The organism is Agromyces sp. CF514 (genome assembly GCF_900113185.1).
Taxonomy (GTDB): domain Bacteria; phylum Actinomycetota; class Actinomycetes; order Actinomycetales; family Microbacteriaceae; genus Agromyces.
Map to the genome: position 1 here is coordinate 2,201,529 of NZ_FOZD01000001.1, position 21,340 is coordinate 2,222,868.

General features: G+C 68.1%; 27 protein-coding genes and 1 riboswitch. Of the genes, 24 read left to right on the forward strand and 3 right to left on the reverse strand.

Annotated elements, in window-relative coordinates; translation table 11 throughout:
- The first annotated feature begins 94 nt into the window (after positions 1 to 94).
- From ligA to BM342_RS09805, 12 genes are all read left to right on the forward strand, one after another.
- A complete protein-coding gene (gene ligA / locus BM342_RS09750) occupies positions 95 to 2,446 on the forward strand; it encodes an NAD-dependent DNA ligase LigA (RefSeq protein ID WP_092965223.1) in 2,352 nt (783 codons plus the stop codon).
- Positions 2,447 to 2,517: 71 nt separating this feature from the next.
- Positions 2,518 to 4,347: an alkaline phosphatase family protein gene (locus tag BM342_RS09755; RefSeq protein WP_092965225.1), complete on the forward strand. Its 1,830-nt coding sequence runs from the start codon at positions 2,518 to 2,520 to the stop codon at positions 4,345 to 4,347.
- A 115-nt stretch (positions 4,348 to 4,462) separates the two neighbouring features.
- The gene (gene gatC, locus BM342_RS09760; RefSeq protein WP_092965227.1) at positions 4,463 to 4,765 is read left to right on the forward strand and encodes an Asp-tRNA(Asn)/Glu-tRNA(Gln) amidotransferase subunit GatC; all 303 of its coding nucleotides are present in this window, start codon (positions 4,463 to 4,465) and stop codon (positions 4,763 to 4,765) included.
- Positions 4,762 to 6,294: an Asp-tRNA(Asn)/Glu-tRNA(Gln) amidotransferase subunit GatA gene (gene gatA, locus BM342_RS09765; RefSeq protein ID WP_092965229.1), complete on the forward strand. Its 1,533-nt coding sequence runs from the start codon at positions 4,762 to 4,764 to the stop codon at positions 6,292 to 6,294. Before gatC ends, gatA begins: the two co-directional genes overlap by 4 nt.
- Complete coding sequence (gene gatB, locus BM342_RS09770) at positions 6,294 to 7,811, forward strand: Asp-tRNA(Asn)/Glu-tRNA(Gln) amidotransferase subunit GatB (protein ID WP_092965231.1); 1,518 nt, start codon at positions 6,294 to 6,296, stop codon at positions 7,809 to 7,811. The genes gatA and gatB overlap by 1 nt, the downstream gene beginning before the upstream one ends.
- Positions 7,812 to 7,998: 187 nt before the next feature.
- Entirely contained in the window at positions 7,999 to 8,628 is a 630-nt protein-coding gene (locus BM342_RS09775; protein WP_092965233.1) for a hypothetical protein, read from the forward strand.
- An 88-nt stretch (positions 8,629 to 8,716) separates the two neighbouring features.
- Positions 8,717 to 10,063: a DNA polymerase IV gene (locus BM342_RS09780; protein WP_092965235.1), complete on the forward strand. Its 1,347-nt coding sequence runs from the start codon at positions 8,717 to 8,719 to the stop codon at positions 10,061 to 10,063.
- Positions 10,064 to 10,093: 30 nt separating this feature from the next.
- Positions 10,094 to 10,438 (forward strand): hypothetical protein, encoded by a 345-nt coding sequence (locus BM342_RS09785; RefSeq protein WP_092965237.1) that lies wholly within the window; start codon positions 10,094 to 10,096, stop codon positions 10,436 to 10,438.
- Between the two features lie 24 nt (positions 10,439 to 10,462).
- Positions 10,463 to 10,574: riboswitch (TPP riboswitch) on the forward strand.
- A gap of 35 nt (positions 10,575 to 10,609) precedes the next feature.
- On the forward strand, positions 10,610 to 11,257 hold the full coding sequence (locus BM342_RS09790; RefSeq protein ID WP_092965239.1) for an ECF transporter S component: 648 nt from the start codon (positions 10,610 to 10,612) through the stop codon (positions 11,255 to 11,257).
- Between the two features lie 6 nt (positions 11,258 to 11,263).
- Entirely contained in the window at positions 11,264 to 12,781 is a 1,518-nt protein-coding gene (locus BM342_RS09795) for an ABC transporter ATP-binding protein (RefSeq protein ID WP_092965241.1), read from the forward strand.
- On the forward strand, positions 12,778 to 13,557 hold the full coding sequence (locus BM342_RS09800) for an energy-coupling factor transporter transmembrane component T family protein (protein WP_092965243.1): 780 nt from the start codon (positions 12,778 to 12,780) through the stop codon (positions 13,555 to 13,557). The genes BM342_RS09795 and BM342_RS09800 overlap by 4 nt, the downstream gene beginning before the upstream one ends.
- Before the next feature lie 4 nt (positions 13,558 to 13,561).
- The gene (locus tag BM342_RS09805) at positions 13,562 to 14,116 is read left to right on the forward strand and encodes a nucleoside/nucleotide kinase family protein (RefSeq protein WP_092965245.1); all 555 of its coding nucleotides are present in this window, start codon (positions 13,562 to 13,564) and stop codon (positions 14,114 to 14,116) included.
- A gap of 37 nt (positions 14,117 to 14,153) precedes the next feature.
- Here the strand turns inward: BM342_RS09805 and BM342_RS09810 are convergent, their stop codons facing one another.
- The 3 genes from BM342_RS09810 to BM342_RS19480 form a co-directional block, all read right to left on the reverse strand.
- Positions 14,154 to 15,410, reverse strand: a complete 1,257-nt coding sequence (locus tag BM342_RS09810; RefSeq protein WP_092965247.1) for a D-alanyl-D-alanine carboxypeptidase family protein — start codon at positions 15,408 to 15,410, stop codon at positions 14,154 to 14,156.
- Between the two features lie 24 nt (positions 15,411 to 15,434).
- Entirely contained in the window at positions 15,435 to 15,716 is a 282-nt protein-coding gene (locus tag BM342_RS09815) for a metallopeptidase family protein (protein WP_369823154.1), read from the reverse strand.
- 934 nt (positions 15,717 to 16,650) lie between these two features.
- The gene (locus BM342_RS19480) at positions 16,651 to 16,917 is read right to left on the reverse strand and encodes a hypothetical protein (RefSeq protein ID WP_143109809.1); all 267 of its coding nucleotides are present in this window, start codon (positions 16,915 to 16,917) and stop codon (positions 16,651 to 16,653) included.
- 153 nt (positions 16,918 to 17,070) lie between these two features.
- Here BM342_RS19480 and BM342_RS19485 point away from each other — a divergent pair, with 153 nt between their 5' ends.
- The 12 genes from BM342_RS19485 to BM342_RS20280 all read left to right on the forward strand — a co-directional run bounded on the left by BM342_RS19485 (position 17,071) and on the right by BM342_RS20280 (position 21,314).
- Complete coding sequence (locus BM342_RS19485; protein ID WP_143109810.1) at positions 17,071 to 17,292, forward strand: hypothetical protein; 222 nt, start codon at positions 17,071 to 17,073, stop codon at positions 17,290 to 17,292.
- Positions 17,292 to 17,507, forward strand: coding sequence for a helix-turn-helix domain-containing protein (locus BM342_RS20275; protein WP_143109811.1), 216 nt, complete (start codon positions 17,292 to 17,294; stop codon positions 17,505 to 17,507). Before BM342_RS19485 ends, BM342_RS20275 begins: the two co-directional genes overlap by 1 nt.
- Positions 17,507 to 17,737, forward strand: coding sequence for a hypothetical protein (locus BM342_RS09825; RefSeq protein WP_092965251.1), 231 nt, complete (start codon positions 17,507 to 17,509; stop codon positions 17,735 to 17,737). Before BM342_RS20275 ends, BM342_RS09825 begins: the two co-directional genes overlap by 1 nt.
- A gap of 580 nt (positions 17,738 to 18,317) precedes the next feature.
- Positions 18,318 to 18,707 carry a DUF7574 domain-containing protein gene (locus tag BM342_RS09830; RefSeq protein WP_092965253.1) on the forward strand — a complete coding sequence of 130 codons (390 nt, stop codon included), beginning with the start codon at positions 18,318 to 18,320 and terminating at the stop codon, positions 18,705 to 18,707.
- 160 nt (positions 18,708 to 18,867) lie between these two features.
- Positions 18,868 to 19,065 (forward strand): hypothetical protein, encoded by a 198-nt coding sequence (locus tag BM342_RS19490; RefSeq protein ID WP_143109812.1) that lies wholly within the window; start codon positions 18,868 to 18,870, stop codon positions 19,063 to 19,065.
- Entirely contained in the window at positions 19,062 to 19,322 is a 261-nt protein-coding gene (locus BM342_RS09835; protein ID WP_092965255.1) for a hypothetical protein, read from the forward strand. Before BM342_RS19490 ends, BM342_RS09835 begins: the two co-directional genes overlap by 4 nt.
- Complete coding sequence (locus BM342_RS09840; RefSeq protein ID WP_092965257.1) at positions 19,319 to 19,657, forward strand: hypothetical protein; 339 nt, start codon at positions 19,319 to 19,321, stop codon at positions 19,655 to 19,657. Before BM342_RS09835 ends, BM342_RS09840 begins: the two co-directional genes overlap by 4 nt.
- 151 nt (positions 19,658 to 19,808) lie before the next feature.
- Positions 19,809 to 19,976 (forward strand): hypothetical protein, encoded by a 168-nt coding sequence (locus BM342_RS19870; RefSeq protein ID WP_177232121.1) that lies wholly within the window; start codon positions 19,809 to 19,811, stop codon positions 19,974 to 19,976.
- A complete protein-coding gene (locus BM342_RS09845) occupies positions 19,973 to 20,161 on the forward strand; it encodes a hypothetical protein (RefSeq protein WP_092965260.1) in 189 nt (62 codons plus the stop codon). Before BM342_RS19870 ends, BM342_RS09845 begins: the two co-directional genes overlap by 4 nt.
- 336 nt (positions 20,162 to 20,497) lie before the next feature.
- The gene (locus BM342_RS09855; RefSeq protein ID WP_177232122.1) at positions 20,498 to 20,881 is read left to right on the forward strand and encodes a RusA family crossover junction endodeoxyribonuclease; all 384 of its coding nucleotides are present in this window, start codon (positions 20,498 to 20,500) and stop codon (positions 20,879 to 20,881) included.
- Complete coding sequence (locus BM342_RS19875) at positions 20,881 to 21,057, forward strand: hypothetical protein (RefSeq protein WP_177232123.1); 177 nt, start codon at positions 20,881 to 20,883, stop codon at positions 21,055 to 21,057. The genes BM342_RS09855 and BM342_RS19875 overlap by 1 nt, the downstream gene beginning before the upstream one ends.
- A gap of 38 nt (positions 21,058 to 21,095) precedes the next feature.
- Complete coding sequence (locus tag BM342_RS20280) at positions 21,096 to 21,314, forward strand: WhiB family transcriptional regulator (protein WP_092965266.1); 219 nt, start codon at positions 21,096 to 21,098, stop codon at positions 21,312 to 21,314.
- The last annotated feature ends 26 nt before the right edge of the window (positions 21,315 to 21,340 follow it).

The window sequence follows — 21,340 nt, forward strand, 5'->3', positions numbered from 1 at the left end:
GCATCCGACCGCTCGACGGGCTCGTCCGGCTCGTCGGCCCCGTGCCCGTAGTGGTGCTCCCCGCGACGTCGGAGGCCGCTCATAGGATGATCATGTGAGCGAGACCCCGGCTGAGACCGACCTTCCGACCGATTTCGAGACGGCCCGTGCCGAGGCCGAGGCGATCACGGCGCGCATCGAGGCGGCGCGGCTCGCCTACTACGGCGACGGCGACTCCACGCTCTCCGATGCGGAGTACGACGCCGACTTCCACCGCCTCGAGGCGCTTGAGCGCGCGTTCCCCGAGCTCGTCGGGCAGGACAGCCCGACCCAGCAGGTCGGCGCGGCGGTCGCTTCCGCGGGCTTCCCCGAGCACGAGCACGCCGAACGCATGCTGAGCCTCGACAACGTGTTCTCGATCGACGAGTTCCGCGAATGGGCCGCGAAGGCCGAAGCCGCGGCCGGGCGTCCGGTGCACTGGCTCTCGGAGCTGAAGATCGACGGGCTCGCGATCAGCCTCGCCTACCGCGACGGCGTGCTCGAGACCGCGACGACGCGAGGCGACGGTCGCGTCGGCGAGGACATCACCGAGAACGTCGACCTGATCCCGGTCATCCCGCGGCGGTTGTCGGGCGCCGGGTTCCCTCCGTTCTTCGAAGTGCGCGGCGAGGTGTTCCTGCGCACCGTCGACTTCGAGGCGCTCAACGCCAGACAGCACGAACTCCAGGCCGCGTTCGAGACGGAGTGGGTCGCTCGTGGTCGTGACGCCGACGCCATCCCCACGAGGTACGCCGAGTTCGCCAACGCGCGCAACACCGCGGCCGGCAGCCTGCGTCAGCGCCGCGAGAACAAGGGCGAGACCGAGCTCGCCCTCATGCGCGAGCGCCTCGGCCGGCTCTCGCTCTACCTGCACGGCATCGGCGCATGGGCGCATCCCGAGGCGACCGCGCAGTCCGAGATCTACGGCCTGCTCGCGTCGTGGGGGCTGCCGGTCTCGCCGCATTCCCGGGTCTTCTCGACCGTCGACGACGTCGCCGACTACATCGTCGACCGCGGTGAGCACCGTCACGACGTCGAGCACGAGATCGACGGAATCGTCGTGAAGATCGACGAACTCGAACTGCATGCCGAGCTCGGTGCGACCAGCCGTGCGCCGCGCTGGGCGATCGCCTACAAGTACCCGCCCGAAGAGGTGCACACGAAGCTGCTCGACATCGTCGTCGGCGTCGGCCGCACCGGGCGCGCGACGCCGTACGCCGTCATGGAGCCCGTCAAGGTCGCCGGCTCGACCGTGCGCCAGGCGACCCTGCACAACCAGCAGGTGGTGCGCGCCAAGGGCGTGCTCATCGGCGACACGGTCGTGCTGCGCAAGGCGGGCGACGTGATCCCCGAGATCCTCGGGGCGGTCGAGCAGTTGCGCGACGGCAGCGAGGTCGAGTGGCACATGCCCGAGTGTTGTCCCGAGTGCGGCACCGAGCTCCGGGCCATGAAAGAGGGCGACATCGACCTGCGCTGTCCGAACGCGGAGTCCTGCCCCGCGCAGGTACGCGGACGGGTCGAGCACATCGGCTCACGCGGCGGTCTCGACATCGAGGCGCTCGGCGAGGTGACCGCGGCTGCGCTCACGCAGCCCTCGTTCCCGGTCGAACCTCCGCTCGCGACCGAGGCTCGGCTCTTCGACCTCACGCTCGACGAGCTCGTGCCGATCGAGGTCATCGTGCGCGACGCCGAGACGGGCGAGTCCAAGTTCGACGAGACGACCGGCGAGCCGGTCAGGCGGGCGCCGTTCCAGAAGGTGCGCATCACCTACCCGCCCGGCACCGAAGCGATGACGCCGGCCGAGCGCCGTGCTGCCGGGGTGCGCAAGGACTTCCGCGAGGTGGGGCCGTCCGAGGCCGCGACCAAGCTCCTCGCCGAGCTCGAGAAGGCGAAGACCAAGCCGCTCTGGCGCCTGCTCGTCTCGCTCAACATCCGTCACGTCGGGCCGGTCGCCGCTCGCGCGCTCGCCGATTGGTTCGGTTCGCTCGAGAAGATCCGCGAGGCGACGCGCGACGAGCTCGCCGAGGTCGACGGCGTCGGCGGCATCATCGCCGACTCGCTCATCGACTGGTTCGGCGTCGACTGGCATCGCGACATCATCGAGAAGTGGACCGCGGCGGGTGTGCAGTGGCAGACCGAGGGGCACCCCGGGCCGGGGGCGGCGGCCGCAGCCGGGGGAGTGCTCGCAGGTCTCACCGTCGTCGCGACCGGCAGCCTCGAGGGGTTCACGCGAGACGGCGCCCAAGAGGCGATCATCAACGCCGGCGGCAAGGCCGCCTCGAGCGTCTCGAAGAAGACCGACTTCGTCGCGGCAGGGCCGGGCGCCGGGTCGAAGCTCGCGAAGGCCGAAGAACTCGGCATCCGCGTGCTCGATGCGGCGCAGTTCGCCATACTCGTGACACAGGGGCCCGCCGCGTTCGAACCCTAGTCCTCGCGCGAGAACGTGAAGGACGGTCGTCGGGGCGGGCGGCACGGAGGCGCATCAGACGGGGGGAGCGCATGGCAGACGAGAGACCGCCGAGTTCAGCCGAGCCCGAGGGGGCCGCTGACGGAGCAGAGACCCGGGCGCCCGAGACGATCGCATCGCCCCCGTCCCAGCCTTCGCCTCCGTCGGGCGCATCACGACGCGACTTCCTGAAGCTCGGCGGTGCCGCCGCCGCGGGCGCCGTCGTCGGCGGTGGTGCCGGCGCGGCGGTCGGCCTCGCCGTCGGACACGCGCGCGGATTCGCCGAGGGCGCCGACGAGTTCGCGGCGCTCACCCCGCGCGAGAAGGCCGGGTTCGACCACCTGGTCGTGCTCATGGGCGAGAACCGCTCGTTCGACAACCTGCTCGGCTGGCTCTACACGCCCGACGACCTGCCGGCGGGCCAGAGCTTCGACGGGCTCGCGTTCGGCACCTACTCCAACACCGGGCCCGATGGCACCGAAGTGCCGGTGCACGTGTACGAGGGCACGACCGACGAGATCATGGGCAAGCCGAACCCCGACCCGGGCGAGGAGTACCCGCACGTGAACACGCAGCTGTTCGGCATCGTCGAGCCTGCCTCGAACGCCGAGGTCGAGGTCGGCGACATGGACGAGCCCTACAACGCGCCGAAGCCGGGTCAGAAGCCCGCGATGCAGGGGTTCCTCGACGACTACGTCATCAACTACGAACGACTGAAGAAGGGCAAGGAGCCCACGGCCGACGAGGCGAACCAGATCATGGGGTCGTTCTCGCCCGAGATGCTGCCGGTGCTCTCGACGCTGGCGAAGAACTTCGCCGTCTACGACGCCTGGCACTGCGGGGTGCCGTCGCAGACCTTCTGCAACCGCTCGTTCTTCCACGCGTCGACCTCGCACGGGTTCGTGACGAACCAGCACGACGGCGGGTACGGCAAGTGGCTCGACGCCGCTGCGACGCCGACGATCTTCAACCGGCTCGAGGCCGCGGGCGTGACTTGGCGCATCTACTTCGACGAGCTGCAGCTCGTCTCGTTCACGGGCGTGCTGCACGCCCCGGTGCTCGAGCAGTACTGGCGCACCGAGCGGTTCGCGACCATGAAGCAGTTCTACGACGACGTCGAGAAGGGCACGCTCCCGGCCTACGCGTTCATCGAGCCGCGCATGGTCTACAACCACAACGACTTCCACCCGCCGTTCGGCAAGCTGCGCGAGTCCGACTTCGACGGCGCCGAGGTGATCGACAGCGCGATCTCCGACGTGCGGGCCGGAGAGCTGCTCGTGCACCAGGTCTACGAGGCCGTGAAGGCGAGTGCGACGCAGGGCGGTTCGAACGCCCTGAACACGCTCCTGCTCATCACGTTCGACGAGCACGGCGGCACCTACGACCACGTGCCGCCCCCGGCGGCGACCCCGCCGCACGAAGACGAGGAGCCCGGCGAGATGGGCTTCGCCTTCGATCGGCTCGGATGCCGCGTGCCGGCCATCGCCGTCTCCGCCTACACCCGGGCGGGAACCGTGATCCACGACGAGATGCATCACGCCGCGGTGATCGCGACCCTCTCCCGCCTGCACGGGCTGAAGCCGCTCACCCGCCGCGACGCCGGGGCGAACAACCTGTTCAACGCCGTCACGCTCGACGCGCCGCGGCATCCGTCGTCCTGGCCCTCGACGACGCCCCAGTACCTGCCGCCGAACCCGCAGGCGACACCGCCGCACCCGGCGCACGCGCACAAGGACAAGCCGTTGAGTCCGCCGGCACGGGGCCTGCTCGGACTGCTGCTCGCGCGCTTCGGGCAGGCGGACGAGCCCGAACCCGAGACCTACGCCGACGCGTACCGGCTGCTGCACAAGTACGGCGAGGGCCTCTTCGGCGTGCAGGGGTAGTCGCGGTTGCCTGCCGGGGTCGCGGGCGCGGCCGCTCGTCGGCCGAACGCGACCGGTCCGATCGACGCCGCCCCGATAGAATCGATGCATCCCCACCACGAGACGACGGAGCAGCATGTCCGAAATCAATGCGGAGCAGGTCGCGCATCTCGCGAACCTCGCTCGCATCGCGCTCACCGAAGAAGAGATCGCGCACCTCACGACGGAGCTCGGCCAGATCATGCAGGCCGTCGAGAAGGTCAGCGAGGTCGCCACGCCCGACGTGCCGCCGACCAGCCACCCGATCCCGTTGCAGAACGTGTTCCGGGCCGACGTCGTCAGCGCCGACGTGCTGACCGCCGAGCAGGCGGTCGCCGGCGCGCCCGAGGTCGACGGCTCGCGATTCGTCGTCTCGGCGATCCTCGGGGAGGAGCAGTGAGCGACATCATCCGCCTGACCGCGGCCGAGCTCGGCGCGAAGATCGCCGCGGGCGACGTCTCGTCGGTCGAGGCCACCCGCGCCCACCTCGACCGCATCGCCGCCGTCGACGGCGCGGTGCATGCCTTCCTGCACGTCGACGCCGAGGGCGCGCTCGCCGCTGCCGCCGACGTCGACCGGCGCCGCACCGCAGGCGAGGCCTTCGGCCCGCTCGCGGGCGTGCCCATCGCCGTGAAGGACGTGCTCGTGACCGAGGGCATGCCCTCGACCGCCGGCTCCCGCATCCTCGAGGGCTGGATCCCGCCCTACGACGCGACGCCGGTGCGACTCGTGCGCGAGGCAGGCATGATCCCGCTCGGCAAGACCAACATGGACGAGTTCGCCATGGGCTCGTCGACCGAGCACTCCGCCTACGGCCCGACCCACAACCCGTGGGACCTCGACCGCATCCCCGGTGGTTCGGGCGGCGGCTCGGCGGCATCCGTCGCGGCCTTCGAAGCACCCCTCGCGCTCGGCAGCGACACGGGCGGCTCGATCCGCCAGCCAGCGCACGTCACCGGAACGGTCGGTGTCAAGCCGACCTACGGCGCCGTGAGCCGATACGGCTCGATCGCGCTCGCCTCGAGCCTCGACCAGATCGGCCCGGTTACGCGCACCGTGCTCGACGCGGCACTCCTGCAGGACGTCATCGCGGGCCACGACCCGCACGACTCCACCTCGCTCCCCGAGGCGTGGCCGTCGATGGCCGACGCGGTCCGGCGAGCGGATGTCGCGGGCGTGCGCATCGGCGTGGTGAAGCAGCTCGACTCCGACGGCGTGCAGGCGGGCGTGCGTTCGCGCTTCCACGAGGCGCTCGCGCTGCTCGAGCGCAACGGCGCCGAGATCGTCGAGATCGATGCCCCGAGCTTCGAGTACGCGATCGCCGCGTACTACCTGATCCTCCCCGCAGAGGCCTCGTCGAACCTGGCGAAGTTCGACTCGGTGCGCTTCGGGCTCCGGGTCTCGCCCGAGGGCGGCGGAACCGTCGAGCAGGTCATGGCGGCCACGCGCGAGGCGGGCTTCGGACCCGAGGTCAAGCGCCGCATCATCCTCGGCACCTACGCCCTCTCCGCCGGCTACTACGACGCGTACTACGGCAGCGCCCAGAAGGTGCGCACGCTCGTGCAGCGCGACTTCGACGCGGCGTTCGCGAAGGTCGACGTGCTGGCAACGCCGACCGCGCCGACCACCGCGTTCAAGCTCGGCGAGAAGCTCGACGATCCGCTGTCGATGTACCTCAACGACGTCGCGACGATCCCGGCCAACCTCGCGGGCGTGCCGGGCATCTCGCTGCCCGCGGGCCTCGCGCCCGAAGACGGGTTGCCCGTCGGCATCCAGTTCCTCGCCCCGGCGCGCCAGGACGCGCGCCTCTACAACGTCGGCGGCGCGCTCGAGCGCCTGCTCGAGGCCGAGTGGGGTGCGCCGCTGCTGAGCCGCGCTCCCGACCTGTCCTCCCACGAGATGGCTGCGGCCGAGGAAGGCGCACTCTGATGACCCGCGTCGAACTGATGGACTTCGAGAAGGCGCTCGAGCTCTTCGAGCCGGTGATCGGCCTCGAGGTGCACGTCGAGCTGAACACCGAGACCAAGATGTTCTCGCCCGCGCCGAACCCGGCCAACGAGAAGTACCACGGCGCCGAACCGAACACGCTCGTGTCGCCCGTGTGCCTCGGCCTCCCGGGTTCGCTGCCCGTGGTCAACGGCGACGCGGTTGCGAAGTCGATCTCGCTCGGCCTCGCGCTCGGGTGCTCGATCGCCGAGTCGAGCCGTTTCGCGCGCAAGAACTACTTCTACCCCGACCTCGCGAAGAACTACCAGATCTCGCAGTACGACGAGCCGATCGCGTTCGAGGGCTCCGTCGAGGTCGAGATCGAAGGCGGCCGCGTCTTCCAGGTGCCGATCGAACGCGCCCACATGGAAGAAGACGCGGGCAAGCTCACGCACGTCGGTGGCGCGACCGGTCGCATCCAGGGCGCCGAGTACTCGCTGGTCGACTACAACCGAGCCGGCGTGCCGCTCGTCGAGATCGTCACGAAGCCGATCTTCGGCGCCGAGGGCGATGCTCCCGAGCTCGCGAAGGCCTACGTCTCGACGATCCGCGACATCGCGATCTCGCTCGGCATCTCCGAGGCGCGCATGGAGCGCGGCAACCTCCGATGCGACGCGAACGTCTCGCTCCGCCCTCGCGGCGAGCAGAAGCTCGGCACGCGCACCGAGACGAAGAACGTGAACTCCTTCCGGTCGATCGAGCGTGCCGTCCGCTACGAGATCCAGCGCCAGGCGGCGATCCTCGCCAAGGGCGGCTCGATCACGCAGGAGACGCGCCACTGGCACGAGGACACCGGCACGACCAGTCCCGGTCGCCCGAAGTCCGACGCCGACGACTACCGGTACTTCCCCGAGCCCGACCTGGTGCCCGTGGTGCCGTCGGCCGAGCTCGTCGAGTCGCTGCGCGCGGCACTGCCCGAGGCGCCCGCCGCTCGTCGGCGTCGCCTGAAGGCCGAATGGGGCTTCGCCGACATCGAGTTCCAGGGCGTGGTGAACGCGGGCCTCCTGGCCGAGGTCGAGGCGACCATCGCGGCCGGCGCGTCGCCCGCATCGGCCCGCAAGTGGTGGACCGGCGAGCTCCTGCGCATCGCGAACGCCGAGGGCAAGGAGCCCGCGGAGCTCGTCGAGCCCGCGGCCGTCGCCGAGCTCCAGCAACTCGTCGACGCCGGCACCCTCACCGACAAGCTCGCGCGCCAGGTGCTCGAGGGCATGATCGCCGGCGAGGGCTCGCCGCAGCAGATCATCGACGCACGCGGACTCGCGGTCGTGTCCGACGACGGCGCGCTCATCGCAGCGATCGACGAGGCGCTCGCCTCGCAGCCCGACGTGCTCGAGAAGATCCGCGACGGCAAGGTGCAGGCGGCGGGCGCGGTCATCGGCGCGGTCATGAAGGCCATGCAGGGCAAGGCGGATGCCGCGCGCGTCCGCGAGCTCGTGCTCGAGCGGGCGACGGCCGAGTAGTCCCTCAGCCTCGGCTTCAGCCTCCATCGCGTTTCCGGGCGGTGCACCGACGGTCGTCGGTGCACCGCCCGTTCGCCGTCGGGCGTTCGGCACGGCACCGGCGCCCGTCGTCGGCGGCCTCACCTCACAGCCGGTTCATGGCCGTGCGCCGTACGCTGGTGCCCCCTGAGCGATTGGCGAGGACACCATGGGCTTTCTGGATCGACTGTTCGGCACCCCCGACCCCGAGGCATCGCGATCCGTGCCCAGGGTTCCGCAGGCACCGCGCGCGCAGTCCGATGACGAGCGCGCGATCGAGCGCTACCGATACCTGCTCCGCACTGCGCCGCCCGAGTCGATCGAGGCCGTGCACGCCGAGGCGTTCGCCAAGCTCACGCCCGACCAGCGCGCGCAGGTCTTCCGGGCCCTGTCCGCCGAGGCTCCGGCTGGCGAGCGTCTCGTGTCCGACGAACCGTCGGCCCTTGCACGCGCCGCGACCCGCGCAGAGCTGCGCTCGCCCGGCACGATGGAGCGAACCTTCCGGGCGACGGATGCCGCGGGCGGGCGTGCCGCGTACGGAGGCCCGTCGTTCGGGTCGATGGTCGGCGGCTCGATGCTCGGCACGGTCGCGGGCGTCGTCGTCGGCTCGATGATCGCACAGGCCTTTCTGCCCGGCCCCGACTTCGGAGCCGACGTGGCCGGTGACGTCGGAACGGGTGGGAGCGACGCGGGCGCGACGACCGAGGCGTCCGCTGCAGACGGCGGGTACGGCGGGTACGGCGATCTCGGCGGTGACTTCGGCGGCGGTGACTTCGGCGGCGGCGACTTCGGTTTCTGACGCCGTCCCGGCCGGGCATCAGTCCATCAGTTCAGCGCCGCGGCCGACCTCGGGTTCCCGTGACGGTGGCAGCGGGTAGGGTCGCCACGTGAGCAAGCAGGACGGCTCGTCGAGGCAGGTCACCACAGGGCCGGTCGACGATTCGGCGACCCCGATCCTCCATGTCGACATGGACGCGTTCTTCGTTTCCGTCGAGCTGCTCTCGCGTCCCGAACTTCGTGGCAAGCCGGTCCTCGTGGGCGGCACGGCAGGCCGCGGCGTGGTCGCGGCTGCGAGCTACGAGGCGCGCAGGTACGGCGTCAACTCGGCCATGCCGATGTCGGTGGCCCTCCGGCGGTGCCCGAACGCGATCGTGCTGCGCGGCGACTACCCCTCGTACTCGAAGTACTCCAAGCGCGTCATGCAGATCTTCGGCGAGATCACGCCGCTCGTCGAGCCGCTGTCGATCGACGAGGCCTTCCTCGATGTCTCCGGCGCGCGTCGCCTGCACGGCACGCCGGCCGAGATCGCGTGGACCATCCGCGAGCGCGTCCAGGCCGAGACCGGGCTCACCTGCTCCATCGGCGTCGCCGCCACGAAGTACGTCGCGAAGGTGGCGTCCAGCCGCGCCAAGCCCGACGGCATGCTCGTCGTGCCGGCGCACGAGACCGTCGCGTTCCTGCATCCGCTGCCGGTCTCGGCGCTCTGGGGCGTGGGCCGGGTGACCGAGGAGTCCCTGCTGCGGTTGGGCCTCCGCACGGTCGGCGACGTCGCCGCGATGCCGCCCGGGGCGCTCGAACGTGCGGTCGGGCCGGCGCTCGCGGCGAGGCTCGCGCATCTCGCGCGCGGCGAGGACCCGCGTGCCGTGCACACGTCCCGGGTCGAGAAGAGCATCGGGCACGAGCAGACCTTCGGACACGACCTCGTCGACCCCGTCGAGATCAGGCGAGAACTGCTGCAGCTCTCGGGCAACGTGGCGGTCCGCCTGCGCAAGGCGGGCCTCGTCGCGCGCACCGTGTCGCTCAAGCTCAGGTACGGCGACTTCCGCACCCTCACCCGTTCGCGCACGCTCGCCGAGCCGACCGATGTCGCACGGCGCATCTACGACGAGGCATCCGAAGCCCTCGAAGGGCTCGTCGGCGACGGCGAACGGGTGCGCCTCATCGGCGTGCGCGCCGAGAACCTGCGCGAGTCGGGGTCGGGCGCCATGCTCTGGGACCCCGACGAGGAGTGGCGCGATGCCGAGCGCACGATCGACGAGGTCTCTGCGAAGTTCGGGCGCGGAGCGGTGCGGCCGGCATCGCTCGTGCAGCGCGAGCGCGAGCAGCGGTCGCGCCGTGAGGCGAGAGCCCGGAACGACGCCGATGAGCAGAGCGCAGGAGGCGACGGTCGCAGCCGCGGGTCCGGCGACGGCGAGGCGCCGTTCGACCCGACAGCCGCAGGCTGGGGCTGGTAGCCCGCGCGCCGCACGGGTAGCGTGGCCGACATGGCTGAACTCGTACTGGACTTGGCAGAGCGCGTCGCGGGCGTCGGGGTGAAGACCGCATACGGCGACAAGATCGAGATCGACGGCGTCGAGGTGGTGCCCGTGGCCCTCGGCTACTACGGGTTCGGAGGCGGAATCGGCAGCGGCGACGCGACGTCCAACTTCACCGGCAGCGGCAGTGGCGGCGGAGGCGGCGGCCTTTCGGTTCCGCTCGGCGCCTATGTGGGCGAGGGCGGGCGCGTGAAGTTCGAGGCGAACCTCATCGGCCTCGTGCTGGTCGCCACGCCGTTCGTGTTCGTCGTCGGCCACGCCCTCAAATCGGTGATCCGCGCACTGAAGCGCTGAGCGACCCCGCCGGCGTGTACGCTGGTGCACGAACACGGGAGTCCGGTGAGCCGGGCTGAGAGGAAGGTTCTCAACCTTCGACCGTCGAACCTGATCTGGATCATGCCAGCGCAGGGAGGCATCCACATCTCAACATCCCGTGCCGCTTTCCTCCGACGAAAGGGCACGCCAGTGCACAACATCTCCGCCGAATCCGCCACCAACGTCGCGGCATCCGGAACCTCGGTCACGAACTCGCCGCGTCTGCGCTGGCGGGTCGTCGACATCGTCGTCGCGAGCGTCGTCGGCGTGGCCGTCGGCGTCGTCTTCTGGGCCTGGGGGGTGGTGTGGGGGCCGATCTCGGCGCCGATCGAGGCGCTGCTCCCGGGCCTCCAGGCTGCACCCGCCGCGCTGTGGGTCGTCGCCGGCGTGCTCGGCGGCCTCATCATCCGCAAGCCCGGCGCCGCGCTCTACACCGAGCTGGTCGCTGCGGTCGTCTCGGCGCTCATCGGCAGCCAGTGGGGCGGCCTCCTCACGATCGAGGCCGGTCTCGTGCAGGGCCTCGGCGCGGAACTGGTCTTCGCGATCTTCCTCTACCGCAATTGGCGGTTGCCGGTCGCGCTCCTCGCGGGCGCGGGCGCCGGTCTCGCGATGGCGATCAACGACCTCGTGCTCTGGTACGCGGGCGCGGCTCCCGCCTTCGCCACGATCTACACGATCTCCGCAGTCGTCGGCGGCGCGCTCATCGCAGGCGGGCTCTCGTGGCTCGCGGTGCGCGGGCTCGCGCGGGCCGGTGCCCTCGACCGATTCGCGGCCGGGCGCGAGCTCCGGGAGGTCTGAACCGTCGTGTTCGGCGAATTCTCCTCGCCGGCCGCCGCAGTCCGTGCGCGCGACTGGGGATGGCGCCACGGCGGTCGGCGCCGCCCCGCCGTCAGCGGTCTCGACCTCGACATCGAGCCCGGCGAACGGGTGCTGCTGCTCGGCGCCTCGGGTGCGGGCAAGTCCACCCTGCTGCACGGCCTGGCAGGTGTGCTCGGCGGCGACGACGACGGCGAGACGCTCGGCGAGCTGCTCGTCGACGGTCGGCATCCGGCCTCGGCGCGCGGTCGTTCCGGGCTCGTGCTGCAGGACCCCGACTCGCAGATCGTGATGGCCCGCGTCGGCGACGACGTCGCGTTCGGCCTCGAGAACCTCGGGGTCGCACGCGAGCTCATCTGGCCTCGGGTGCGCGCCGCACTCGACGCCGTCGGCCTGCGCCTGCCGCTCGAGCATGCGACGGCCGAGCTCTCGGGCGGGCAGCGCCAGCGGCTCGCACTCGCGGGCGTGCTGGCCATGCGGCCGGGCCTGATCCTGCTCGACGAGCCGACGGCGAACCTCGACCCCGACGGCGTGCGCGAGGTGCGCGACGCCGTCGCATCCGTGGCCTCGGCGACCGGCGCCACGCTCGTCGTCGTCGAGCATCGGGTCGCGACGTGGCTCCCCGTCGTCGACCGCGTCGTGGTGCTCGGGGCCGATGGCGGGGTGCTGGCAGACGGGTCGCCCGGCGCCGTGCTCTCGGAGCGTGCCGCAGAACTGCGGTCGGCCGGCGTGTGGCTGCCGGACGAGGTGCCGTGGCGTGCACCCGCGCCGACCGGCAGCGCGCGGCATCCGTTGCTCGAGGCTGCGGGCCTCGACATCGCACGTACGCCGCAGGTGCCTGTGCAGCGCGGGCTCGACCTGCGCGTCGACGCCGGCCGCGTGCTCGCGATCGCGGGTCCGAACGGCGCCGGGAAGTCGACGCTCGCGCTCACGCTCGCCGGCCTGCTGCCCCCGATCGGCGGCAGCCTCGAGGCGACCGACCTGCTCGCGCAGGGGCTTCGCCCCGAACCCGCGAGGTGGCGCTCGCGCGACCTCCTCAGACGTATCGGCACGGTGTTCCAGAGCCCCGAGCACCAGTTCCTCACCGGGTCCGTCCGCGCGGAACTCGAGGTCGGCCCCCGTGCGCTGAAACTCGGCGAACGCGCGCGCCGCGAGCGCGTCGACGAGCTCCTCGCCGCGCTGCGGCTCGCCCACCTCGCGGGTGCCAACCCGTTCACGCTGAGCGGCGGCGAGAAGCGCCGCCTTTCGGTCGCGACGGCGATCGCCACGCGGCCCCGACTGCTCGTGCTCGACGAGCCCACCTTCGGCCAGGACGCCACGACCTGGCGCGAGCTCGCGAAGCTGCTCATCGCCCTGCGCGATGAGGGCGTCGGCCTCGTGGCGGTGACGCACGACGAGGCCTTCGTCGAGGCGATCGCCGACGATCGGTTCGACCTGCGACCAGCCCGACCCGATTCCGTCGCGTCGTCGTCGTCGTCGGCCGCTCGTCGGGAGGGCGGGCGATGAGCATCGCGACCATCCGCCCAGGACTGCCGCTTGCCGACGTGAACCCCGTCGCCAAGGTCGCCGCGACCGTGCCGCTCAGCCTCGTGCTGATCCTCACGCTCGACGTCGTCTCTGCGAGCGTCGCGATCCTCTGCGAGATCGTCGTGTTCACGCTCGTCGGCCTCGGCGGCCTGCTCTGGTCGCCGCGGACCCTGCCCGTGTGGATCGCCGCACCGCTCACCGGCCTCAGCATGGTGCTCTACGGCGCACCCTCGGGTGCCACGCTCTGGGACTTCGGACTCATCCACGTCACCGAGGGATCCGTGCAGATCGGGCTCGCGACGACCGCCCGAGTCATCGCGATCGCGCTCCCGGCCGTCGTGCTCTTCCTCACGATCGACCCGACCGACTTCGCCGACGGACTCGCGCAGACGCTCCGGCTTCCCGCGCGGTTCGTGCTCGGCGCACTCGCGGCCCTGCGACTGGTCGGCTCGTCGATCGACGACTGGAGAACCCTGAACCTCGCACGACGTGCGCGCGGCATCGCCGACCGCGGTCCGATCGTGCGGTTCGCCGGGCAGGCGTTCGCGTTGCTGGTGCTCTCGATCAGACGCGGCGGCACGCTGGCGACCGCGATGGAGGCGCGCGGCTTCGGTGCCGTCGGCGAGCGGACGTGGGCGAGGCCTGCGCGATTCGGGTACGTCGAGTGGGCGGTCATCGCGGTCGGATGCCTCGTCGCGGCGCTCGCGGCCACGGTGGCCGTCGCGACGGGCAGCTGGAATGTCGTCTGGTCGTGACGCGGTGGCGCTGACACGACCGGTCGGCGCCGCGCTCGCCCGGGTACGGGCGGCCGTGCGCGGCATCCGTCGGCCGCTCGTGCTCATCGACGGGCCGAGCGGCGCTGGCAAGTCGACATTCGCCGATCTGCTCCTCGCCGACTGGGCGGGCCGCGCGCCCGACCTCGTGCGCCTCGACGAGGTCTACCCGGGCTGGGAGGGGCTCGACCCGGCGGTCCGGCACGTGGAACGTGAGCTCGTGCGGCCGTGGTTGCGGGGTGCGACGGGGCGGCGGCGCGGGTGGGATTGGGTGCTGGCGCGCCCCACGGCGTTCACGACGTTGGCGCCGGGCAATGCCCTCGTCATCGAGGGCTGCGGTGCGTTCGGCACGACCGCCGGGTCGTGCACGGCCGTGCGGGTCTGGATCGACGCGCCGTACGTGGAGCGGCGAGACCGCGCCCTCACGAGGGACGCCGGCGCCTTCGACCCGTACTGGGACCTCTGGGAACGCCAGTGGCGTCGCTACGAGCGCCGACTGGACGCAGGATCGCACGCCGCGATCAGGCTGCGACTGGAATGACCGACTGCGCTCCGATGGAGCGCGCCGGGCCGCCGCCTCAGGGGGCCTGCGCCTCGACGAACGCGGAGATGACCGGGAACGGGTGCGTGAGGCGCCAGATCGGACCGGGGTCGCGGATCGCGCTGCTCAGCCGCAGTGGCGACGAGACGTCGGCGGCGCCGGTCGAGATGGTCACCCGACCGACGTCGCGTGCGTCCGAGGAGGTCGTGAACGGGTCGATCGTCACGGTCGGTTCGTCGAAGGTGGCGCCCCAGGAGGACTCCGTGCGGGTCACCGTCGCGACGACGTCGGACGAGGCGCCCCAGGCCGACCGGACCTTCGCGTAGGCGGTGCCCTCGGTGATGATCGTGACCGGCACCGCGGCGGCCTTCACCGACGCGACAGCGGCCTCGATGGCGGGGTCGAGCGTTTCGTAGTCGGGCATGAGCAGCATGACGCCGATGATGCGGCCCGCGCCGTCGGCGGCGCCGTCGAGTTCGACCTCGGCGGTGAACACCGAGGAGAGACCGGCCTGGTCGGTGTAGCTGCGGGTGACTTCGCGCACGCCGTCGCCGCTCGAGCGATCGACGAGGTCGGGCGCGGCGTGGGCTCCGAGCTCGGTCGCGTCGGGATCGTCGAGCATCGCCGAGAGGCTCGGGTTCGCGAGCAGCAGGCCCGTGAGCTTCGCGAGCTCCTCGGCCGTGGTCACGTTGTCGCCGGACAGTCCGGTGGCGTCGGCCACCTTCGTCGTCGTGAGTCCCTGGTCGGCGAGCCAGGAGTTCGCACCGTCGACGTACGCGTCGACCGTGCCGAACGCCCATCGGGCCAGCGTGTCGGCGTGATTGTTGCTCGAGGTCAGCAGGATCGCACGCACGACATCGCGCTGGGTCCACGAATCGCCGGGGGAGACCTGCAGCGCGCGCGAGCCGTCGGCCTGGTAGCGGAGGTAATCGGTGTAGTCGGCGGGGCCGATCTTGATCGACGGGCCTTCGCCCTCGCCGGGCGCGGGCAACGGCAGCGATTCGAGCGTCGCGAGGATCGTGACGAGCTTCGCCGCGCCGCCCATGGGCACCGCTTCGGTGCTGCCGGCCGTGGCCAGCACGCTGCTCGTGCCGTCGTCGCCGACGACCGCGAGGGCGGTCGCACCGTCGGCGGGAAGGGCGAGCGGTGCGGACTCGGGCGAACCGGCCGCGGAGACCTGTTGGACGGTCACCGCGGGGAGCGGGCCGAGCAGCATCGCAGGCGCGTAGACGCCGACGGCGAGGATCGCGATCGCTCCGACGACGATGCCGAGCACGCGAGCGGGGGAACTCATGTTCTCAGCGTATCCGGGCCGGGATCATGCCCAGCCCAACTCGTGCAGCCGGTCGTCGTCGATGCCGTAGAAGTGCGCGATCTCGTGCACGAGGGTGATGTGGATCTCATCGCGCAACTCGTCTTCGTCTTCGCAGATGGCGAGCAGGGGCTCGCGGTAGAGGATGATGCGGTCGGGCATCTCGCCCAGGCCGTAGCGATCGCGCTCGGTGAGTGCGTAACCGTCGTAGAGGCCGAGCAGATCGAGCGAACCGTCTTCTGGTCGATCCTCGACGACGAACACGATGTTCTCGAGACCGTCGATCATCTCATCGGGCAACTGATCGAGCTCGTCGACCACGATCGCCTCGAAGGATTCGGCGTCGAGGTTCACGGACGGCTCCGATCGAACGTATTGGGGTGAGTAACGGGGCTTGAATGCGTAGCATCAGTACGGGTGAAAATGGGGTTAATCCCTAGTCTCATCAGGGGTTTCGACCGTTCCTGTGAATATTAGCAAGCACCCAGTCGTATGGCATGTTCTTGGGAAATGTCCCAACAGATCGGGTCGAATTGTAGTGTCCACTACACCTAGCGGGCTGTCAGGCGAAACGACTGACGAGCCAGCGCATCACTCCTACCTAACGACTGATCACGGTGACGCTTCACCGCACGCCTATGCAACTCCGACGTCAACGCATGCTCCGGCGCATACTTCACAATCGCCGAATAGTTCAGATCCCCAGTCTGGGCAGGCTTGATCCGATCCAGGAGAATGAGCGCCGCGATCGGGTCACCATTGAGCCTGACTGTCAACTCCCAAACAGTCTCCGCAGGGATACCCTTACTCACCCACCGAGCCACAGTCGGATGCGTCACACCCGTCGCACGCGCAATCCCACGGAAAGACTCCTCCCCTGTGGTTGCGCGCAACCACAGAAGCCACTTCGAGTCTTCCATGACCTCGCCACGCCTTCGGCTTTCCAGTTCGTACCCCCAGTCTGGGGGTGAAACTCAGTTTACTGCGGCTTTTGCTTTCCACCGCTCGGGTTTGACAAGCCCCCCGGTCGGTAGGTACGGCTAGCCTCGAACCAATTCGGAAGCGGACTCAAGTATCCGGAAATGCCATTGGGGGGCAGCATGACAGACAACCCGATCGTGTGCGGCAATGGGGCGGCATGCGAGAAGACGTGCCCGGTAATGCGCATGGGGCGCATCTGCCCGGAACCGGCCGAACTCGTCAAGGAAGTCCTCGAGGCGCTTCAGCCGGCGTAAAGCTTGATGCTCTCAATTTCGACCGCTTTGGCGAAGTCAAGGAAGTCTCTCCCTATGACGTTCAGTACCTGGATGATGAGGGGACTGTTCAAAGCGTAAGAGGGCGCACCGTTCAGTGTTTTGGAGAACGAGTCGGATCGTTCTCCCACAGCGGTGGCGATGGCTTCTTGAGTAAGCCCACTCTTTTTCGCCTCACGGACGAAGCGTTGCAGGACAATCCTGGGCGCATCGGGGTGGAGCTTTCCATTGGTCACTAACCCAGTTTATGGGTTCATGTGGCTTCCTTTGTAGGGATTATTAGCAAGTTCAGGGCTAACACTTAGAGGTTTCACCGAACCTTGTGATTACCTCGCAAAAGATGGGAAATATCCCTAGACACACTGTAGATGTGGGCCTATCTTGGGAATATGACCAAGTTCCCCAGCGTCGAGGAAATCACCTCAGGCATCCATCACAGAGTGGAAGCAGAGCTCGCCGGCCGCGGTATCGAATGGTTGGCATCTGAAGTCGGGGTTGACCCGCACACCATTCTCCGGTCGTTCCATGAAGGCCCTTCGTACGGGCTCGTTTGGGACATGGCCGAAGCTCTCAACGTGTCAGTGGCATACCTCATGACGGGTGTCCGCTGATGGACATTCGTGAAGAGCCGTTGACCGTTGACGAGATGGCTTCGTATCTGAAGAAGTCTGCGTACACGGTTCGTGAGCACGCAAAGTCTGGTGCTATCCCAGCTCACAAGGTGGGTGGGACGTGGCGGTTCTTCCTGTCCGAGTTCCACGCACAGCGCACGGCCGAGGTTGTTGACCCGTTCGCTGCACCTCGTTCGCGGCGGAGGAAGTCCTGATGGATTTCTCACTCTCACGCCACGCCGTGCAGCGCGCACTCGAAATGGGGCTCGAGGCGGAGTTCATCCGCCGCCTGATCCTCAAGCCCGCGACCAAGCGGGAGAACCTCAGCCCGACGTACACGGACGGCTGCATGGTGCACACCCTCAACGGTGTCGCCGCGGTAGTGAATGCGACGGGCCATGTCGTCACGTTTTTGAAGACCGACCAAGGCGTCTGGTCGCGATAGCCCTTCTCGCCGTCGAACGCGTTTAGGGCACCAACACAACTACACAGCAGCTAAGTCGAACCTGTGACCACTGCGCACCGTCGTGATGATGGCGTGTTCAGAGCAGGGTAGGCGGAAACCCAAAGCCGGCGCTTAGGCGGACACGGCATGGGATGTGATCCCCACGGTGGGGAGATCTTCGGTGATACGTGACTTGGCGGTCGCGGCTGACTTTACCGAACGAAGTAACGCCGGGTCTATAGGGGCTGACCCTTACCCGGCTGGTTGAGAGCTACGGGAGTCATGTTCGCTCATTCCTTCGGGAGACGTGATTGCTACACGAACCGGTAAGCGCATAGGGCTGCGCGGCGCGGTTTAGGAACGGCTCAACCTTTATCGACTTGGTGGTCGATGGTGGCGCGATTGGCAACCTCCACGGTTCGAGGCCGTGGCGCGTACTGCGGAGGCGAGGTGGCACACGCGCCTCGGGACTGCTGCCCAAGTGCTCGCGGGATCGTATGCCCGCCTATGAGCCAAGCGTGGCAAGCGCCGAGGACATTCCCGGGTTCGAATCCCGGCTGCTCTTGAGAAAGGAACGGTCATGATCACGGTTCGTGAGTACAACGACAGCGGCGGCAACCCGCTCTACCCGGCCATGTACTACACCATCCCGGGGACCGACGACTTCGAGCTCGTCACCCACTTCAACGACAGTGGCGGTTACGACTGGACGGATTGGGTCGCATGGTACTCGCCGACACGCCGGATGTACTTCGTCGCCAGCGGGTCCGGGTGCTCCTGCAACAGCCTGACCGACGACTATTACACCCTCGGCGATTTCGTCTCGTTTCACTCGAAGGAAACGTTGAAGGCCGACCTGGTTTCTTTCATCAACGACCGGTATGAGTACACCGACCTTCGCAATCGTCCGCGTCTTGACGACAATCTCGCGGCAATCAACTCGTTCAAGTCGAATGCGGTGTCGTCGTGATGGGTGACGACGTACGCCTCATGTTCGCTGCGGGTTGGACGGCGGCCCTTGTTGAGGCTGAGCGTCAGTGCCGGCGCATGTGGGATCCGTCTGGCGACGTAGTGCAGGCGACGTCGAGTGTGGAGCTGGTTGAGCTCCGAAACGCAGTAAGGAGCAAGTCATGAGCACCTTGTCGACGGCTGGTCGTTGGACGCGTCAACCTGATGACCGGTACGACACGAAACATTTGCTCGACGACGCCTACACACCCGTACCCGATGAGGTGCGTGCTGCTGCTGAGGCTCGTGTGCGCAAGTTCGTCACCGAAGAAGCATCACTCGCGGAACTCTTCGCAATGCTCGGACTGGTGACGCCATGACTCAGTTCAGCAGCGGGAAGCATGCCGACGTCATCACGCGAACGGGTCTGCCCATGCATCGACCACTCGCGAATCCAGCTAACCCGATCCTTGAGAACTACCGCGGCAACGAAGGACACTGGCCGATCGACGGCTACCTCCGTTCGCTTTCGCTCCACAACTCGTGGCAGTGGGAGAGCATCGCGAGGCAGGACGAAATTGAGCATGCTCGAGCGGTCATCCTGCGTCTCGTGAAGTTCATCGAGGGGGAGTCATGATGCCGTTTGATCTTCCGGGGATGCGTGCGATGCATTGGACGCAAGGCATGCAACCCGTCGAAAAGATGGCCGTCGAAAGTGTCGAAGAGATACGCATGCTCGAGGATGCGTACTCCGAAGACATGAAGTGTGAGGCGATCCACCGCGGCGACTACAACCCGCGTTGCAGCGGCGATGTCGTGGCCATGTTTCAACGCTCATGCTCGAGCAAAGGTGAGCGCCCCATCTGCTCTCTTTCGGCCGAGTACGTCGACCGGACCATGGCTCTTCCCGCCTGCCTTTGCACTGAATGCCTCGGCTATGTGCGCGATCACTGGCGTATTCGGAACCTGTGATGACGTCTGGTTTTTACCGTTCGTGGGCGGACATTCAAGCCGACTGCCGTTGTGGTTGGTCGGGTGACACACAAATCTGCGACGACCTCGAAGACATGCGAGCCGTCTGGACATGCCCCGAATGCGGGCACGAACACGTGGAGGTGCAGTGATGAATTGGTTGGTCAAACTGCGGCGAGGCGACTGGGAGACCGTTCTCTACGGCTTCAAGAGTCTGGACGAGGCCATTGCGAAACGTGTCGAGCTCAACAGCATCTACCAGACCGACGAGTACTACGTCGAAGCGTTCCAGATCGAGAAGGCAGGATCAGGCCGATGATCAAGACGATTGAGGAGTTGGAGCAAGAATCCGACGCACTCGAACAAATGATCCGCGAAACCGACGCTTCAATCGCCTACCACCAGGCAGAAGCACTCAAAGAATCCGGCAACCGCATCGTCTTGCGGCAAGAACTCGACGCCGTCGAATCCGCACTCATCTCAGCGTTGGGTGAACCGTCATGAGACCGCTCATCTCAACCCTGTTCATCATGGCCGCGATCGTAATGATCGTGGCCATCGTTCTGTCCGCAGAAGCCGGAGACATTGTCGCGGTCCGTGTGTGGGCGTCACTACTCCTCGCCCTCGCAGTCGCCCGGTCCATCGAAATCCTCCACGAAGAACGGGTCAGCGAGACACCTTGACCGAGTTCCACACCTACCGTTCCGGGCTGAACGTGTACACCGTCTGCACCCTGTGTGGAGCGTACGCGATCGGCCCATTTCATCATTCATGCACGTCAGGCAGCCACCCACGATTCATGCGGGACTGCGCGTGCCGAGCTTGCGGGGAGTACCGCGCATGGATATCTGGGAACCAATAACGACCTTCATCATCCCCGGCAGACCCAAACCCAAAGGCCGGCCCCGCTTCACACGCACAGGCCATGCGTACACGCCGCAGAGCACACGGGACGCCGAGAAGAACGTCATCGATCTCTTCGAACTCGCATGCCCACTCTGGGAACCCACGTTGGAAGACGTCCGACTCACCCTCGACGTCTGCTTCCAACACGGACGCGTCGCCGACCTCGACAACATCACCAAACTCATCGCCGACGCCCTCAACGGGTACGCGTGGGTAGACGACCGACAAATCCGAAAACTCGACATCACAGGGCACGAACACGCAGGCGACAGAGCCGGGGTTGTTGTGTCCATCGCCATCTACAAAGGGGAACGGTAATGCGCAGAAAGGTAGTGCTCGAAGACGAGTACGGCGACCGGCAGACAGGCGTCGAACACCCCGCACGCATGTCCGACGAACCCGGCACCATCACCGTCAACGGCACCAACTGGTACACCACCGTCTGGCACGCACACGGTTGGCGTGTCGTCTCCGCGGGGGAGTGGGAAGAGTGACACGCGTACATCTTCCTGACCCCGGCTTCCACCCCTGGATGACCGACGCCGAATGCACCCAATACGACCCCGACATGTGGTTCTCCCCAGACGGCGACCCACACACCGCACGACGCGCAAAAACCGTCTGCCAAACACGCTGCACCGTCCGCGAACAATGCCTCCAACACGCACTCAGCAACAACGAACAACACGGCATCTGGGGCGGCATGGATGTTGACGAACGCCGCGCACTACGACGGAAGAAGACAGCATGACGTACGCGTACGGGTTCGAACCGCGC

Excerpts from the sequence above, each read along its gene's own strand:
- gatB (WP_092965231.1), top strand. The coding sequence starts at position 6,294 with ATGACCCGCGTCGAACTGATGGACTTCGAGAAGGCGCTCGAGCTCTTC.
- BM342_RS09755 (WP_092965225.1), top strand. The coding sequence starts at position 2,518 with ATGGCAGACGAGAGACCGCCGAGTTCAGCCGAGCCCGAGGGGGCCGCT.
- BM342_RS09830 (WP_092965253.1), top strand. The coding sequence starts at position 18,318 with ATGATCACGGTTCGTGAGTACAACGACAGCGGCGGCAACCCGCTCTAC.
- BM342_RS09775 (WP_092965233.1), top strand. The coding sequence starts at position 7,999 with ATGGGCTTTCTGGATCGACTGTTCGGCACCCCCGACCCCGAGGCATCG.
- BM342_RS20280 (WP_092965266.1), top strand. The coding sequence starts at position 21,096 with ATGACCGACGCCGAATGCACCCAATACGACCCCGACATGTGGTTCTCC.
- gatC (WP_092965227.1), top strand. The coding sequence starts at position 4,463 with ATGTCCGAAATCAATGCGGAGCAGGTCGCGCATCTCGCGAACCTCGCT.
- BM342_RS09800 (WP_092965243.1), top strand. The coding sequence starts at position 12,778 with ATGAGCATCGCGACCATCCGCCCAGGACTGCCGCTTGCCGACGTGAAC.
- BM342_RS09825 (WP_092965251.1), top strand. The coding sequence starts at position 17,507 with ATGGATTTCTCACTCTCACGCCACGCCGTGCAGCGCGCACTCGAAATG.
- BM342_RS09815 (WP_369823154.1), bottom strand. The coding sequence starts at position 15,716 with ATGATCGACGGTCTCGAGAACATCGTGTTCGTCGTCGAGGATCGACCA.
- BM342_RS09810 (WP_092965247.1), bottom strand. The coding sequence starts at position 15,410 with ATGAGTTCCCCCGCTCGCGTGCTCGGCATCGTCGTCGGAGCGATCGCG.
- BM342_RS09785 (WP_092965237.1), top strand. The coding sequence starts at position 10,094 with ATGGCTGAACTCGTACTGGACTTGGCAGAGCGCGTCGCGGGCGTCGGG.
- BM342_RS09855 (WP_177232122.1), top strand. The coding sequence starts at position 20,498 with ATGGATATCTGGGAACCAATAACGACCTTCATCATCCCCGGCAGACCC.
- BM342_RS09835 (WP_092965255.1), top strand. The coding sequence starts at position 19,062 with ATGACTCAGTTCAGCAGCGGGAAGCATGCCGACGTCATCACGCGAACG.
- BM342_RS20275 (WP_143109811.1), top strand. The coding sequence starts at position 17,292 with ATGGACATTCGTGAAGAGCCGTTGACCGTTGACGAGATGGCTTCGTAT.
- BM342_RS09840 (WP_092965257.1), top strand. The coding sequence starts at position 19,319 with ATGATGCCGTTTGATCTTCCGGGGATGCGTGCGATGCATTGGACGCAA.
- BM342_RS19870 (WP_177232121.1), top strand. The coding sequence starts at position 19,809 with ATGAATTGGTTGGTCAAACTGCGGCGAGGCGACTGGGAGACCGTTCTC.
- BM342_RS19490 (WP_143109812.1), top strand. The coding sequence starts at position 18,868 with ATGAGCACCTTGTCGACGGCTGGTCGTTGGACGCGTCAACCTGATGAC.
- BM342_RS19485 (WP_143109810.1), top strand. The coding sequence starts at position 17,071 with ATGACCAAGTTCCCCAGCGTCGAGGAAATCACCTCAGGCATCCATCAC.
- BM342_RS09845 (WP_092965260.1), top strand. The coding sequence starts at position 19,973 with ATGATCAAGACGATTGAGGAGTTGGAGCAAGAATCCGACGCACTCGAA.
- BM342_RS19875 (WP_177232123.1), top strand. The coding sequence starts at position 20,881 with ATGCGCAGAAAGGTAGTGCTCGAAGACGAGTACGGCGACCGGCAGACA.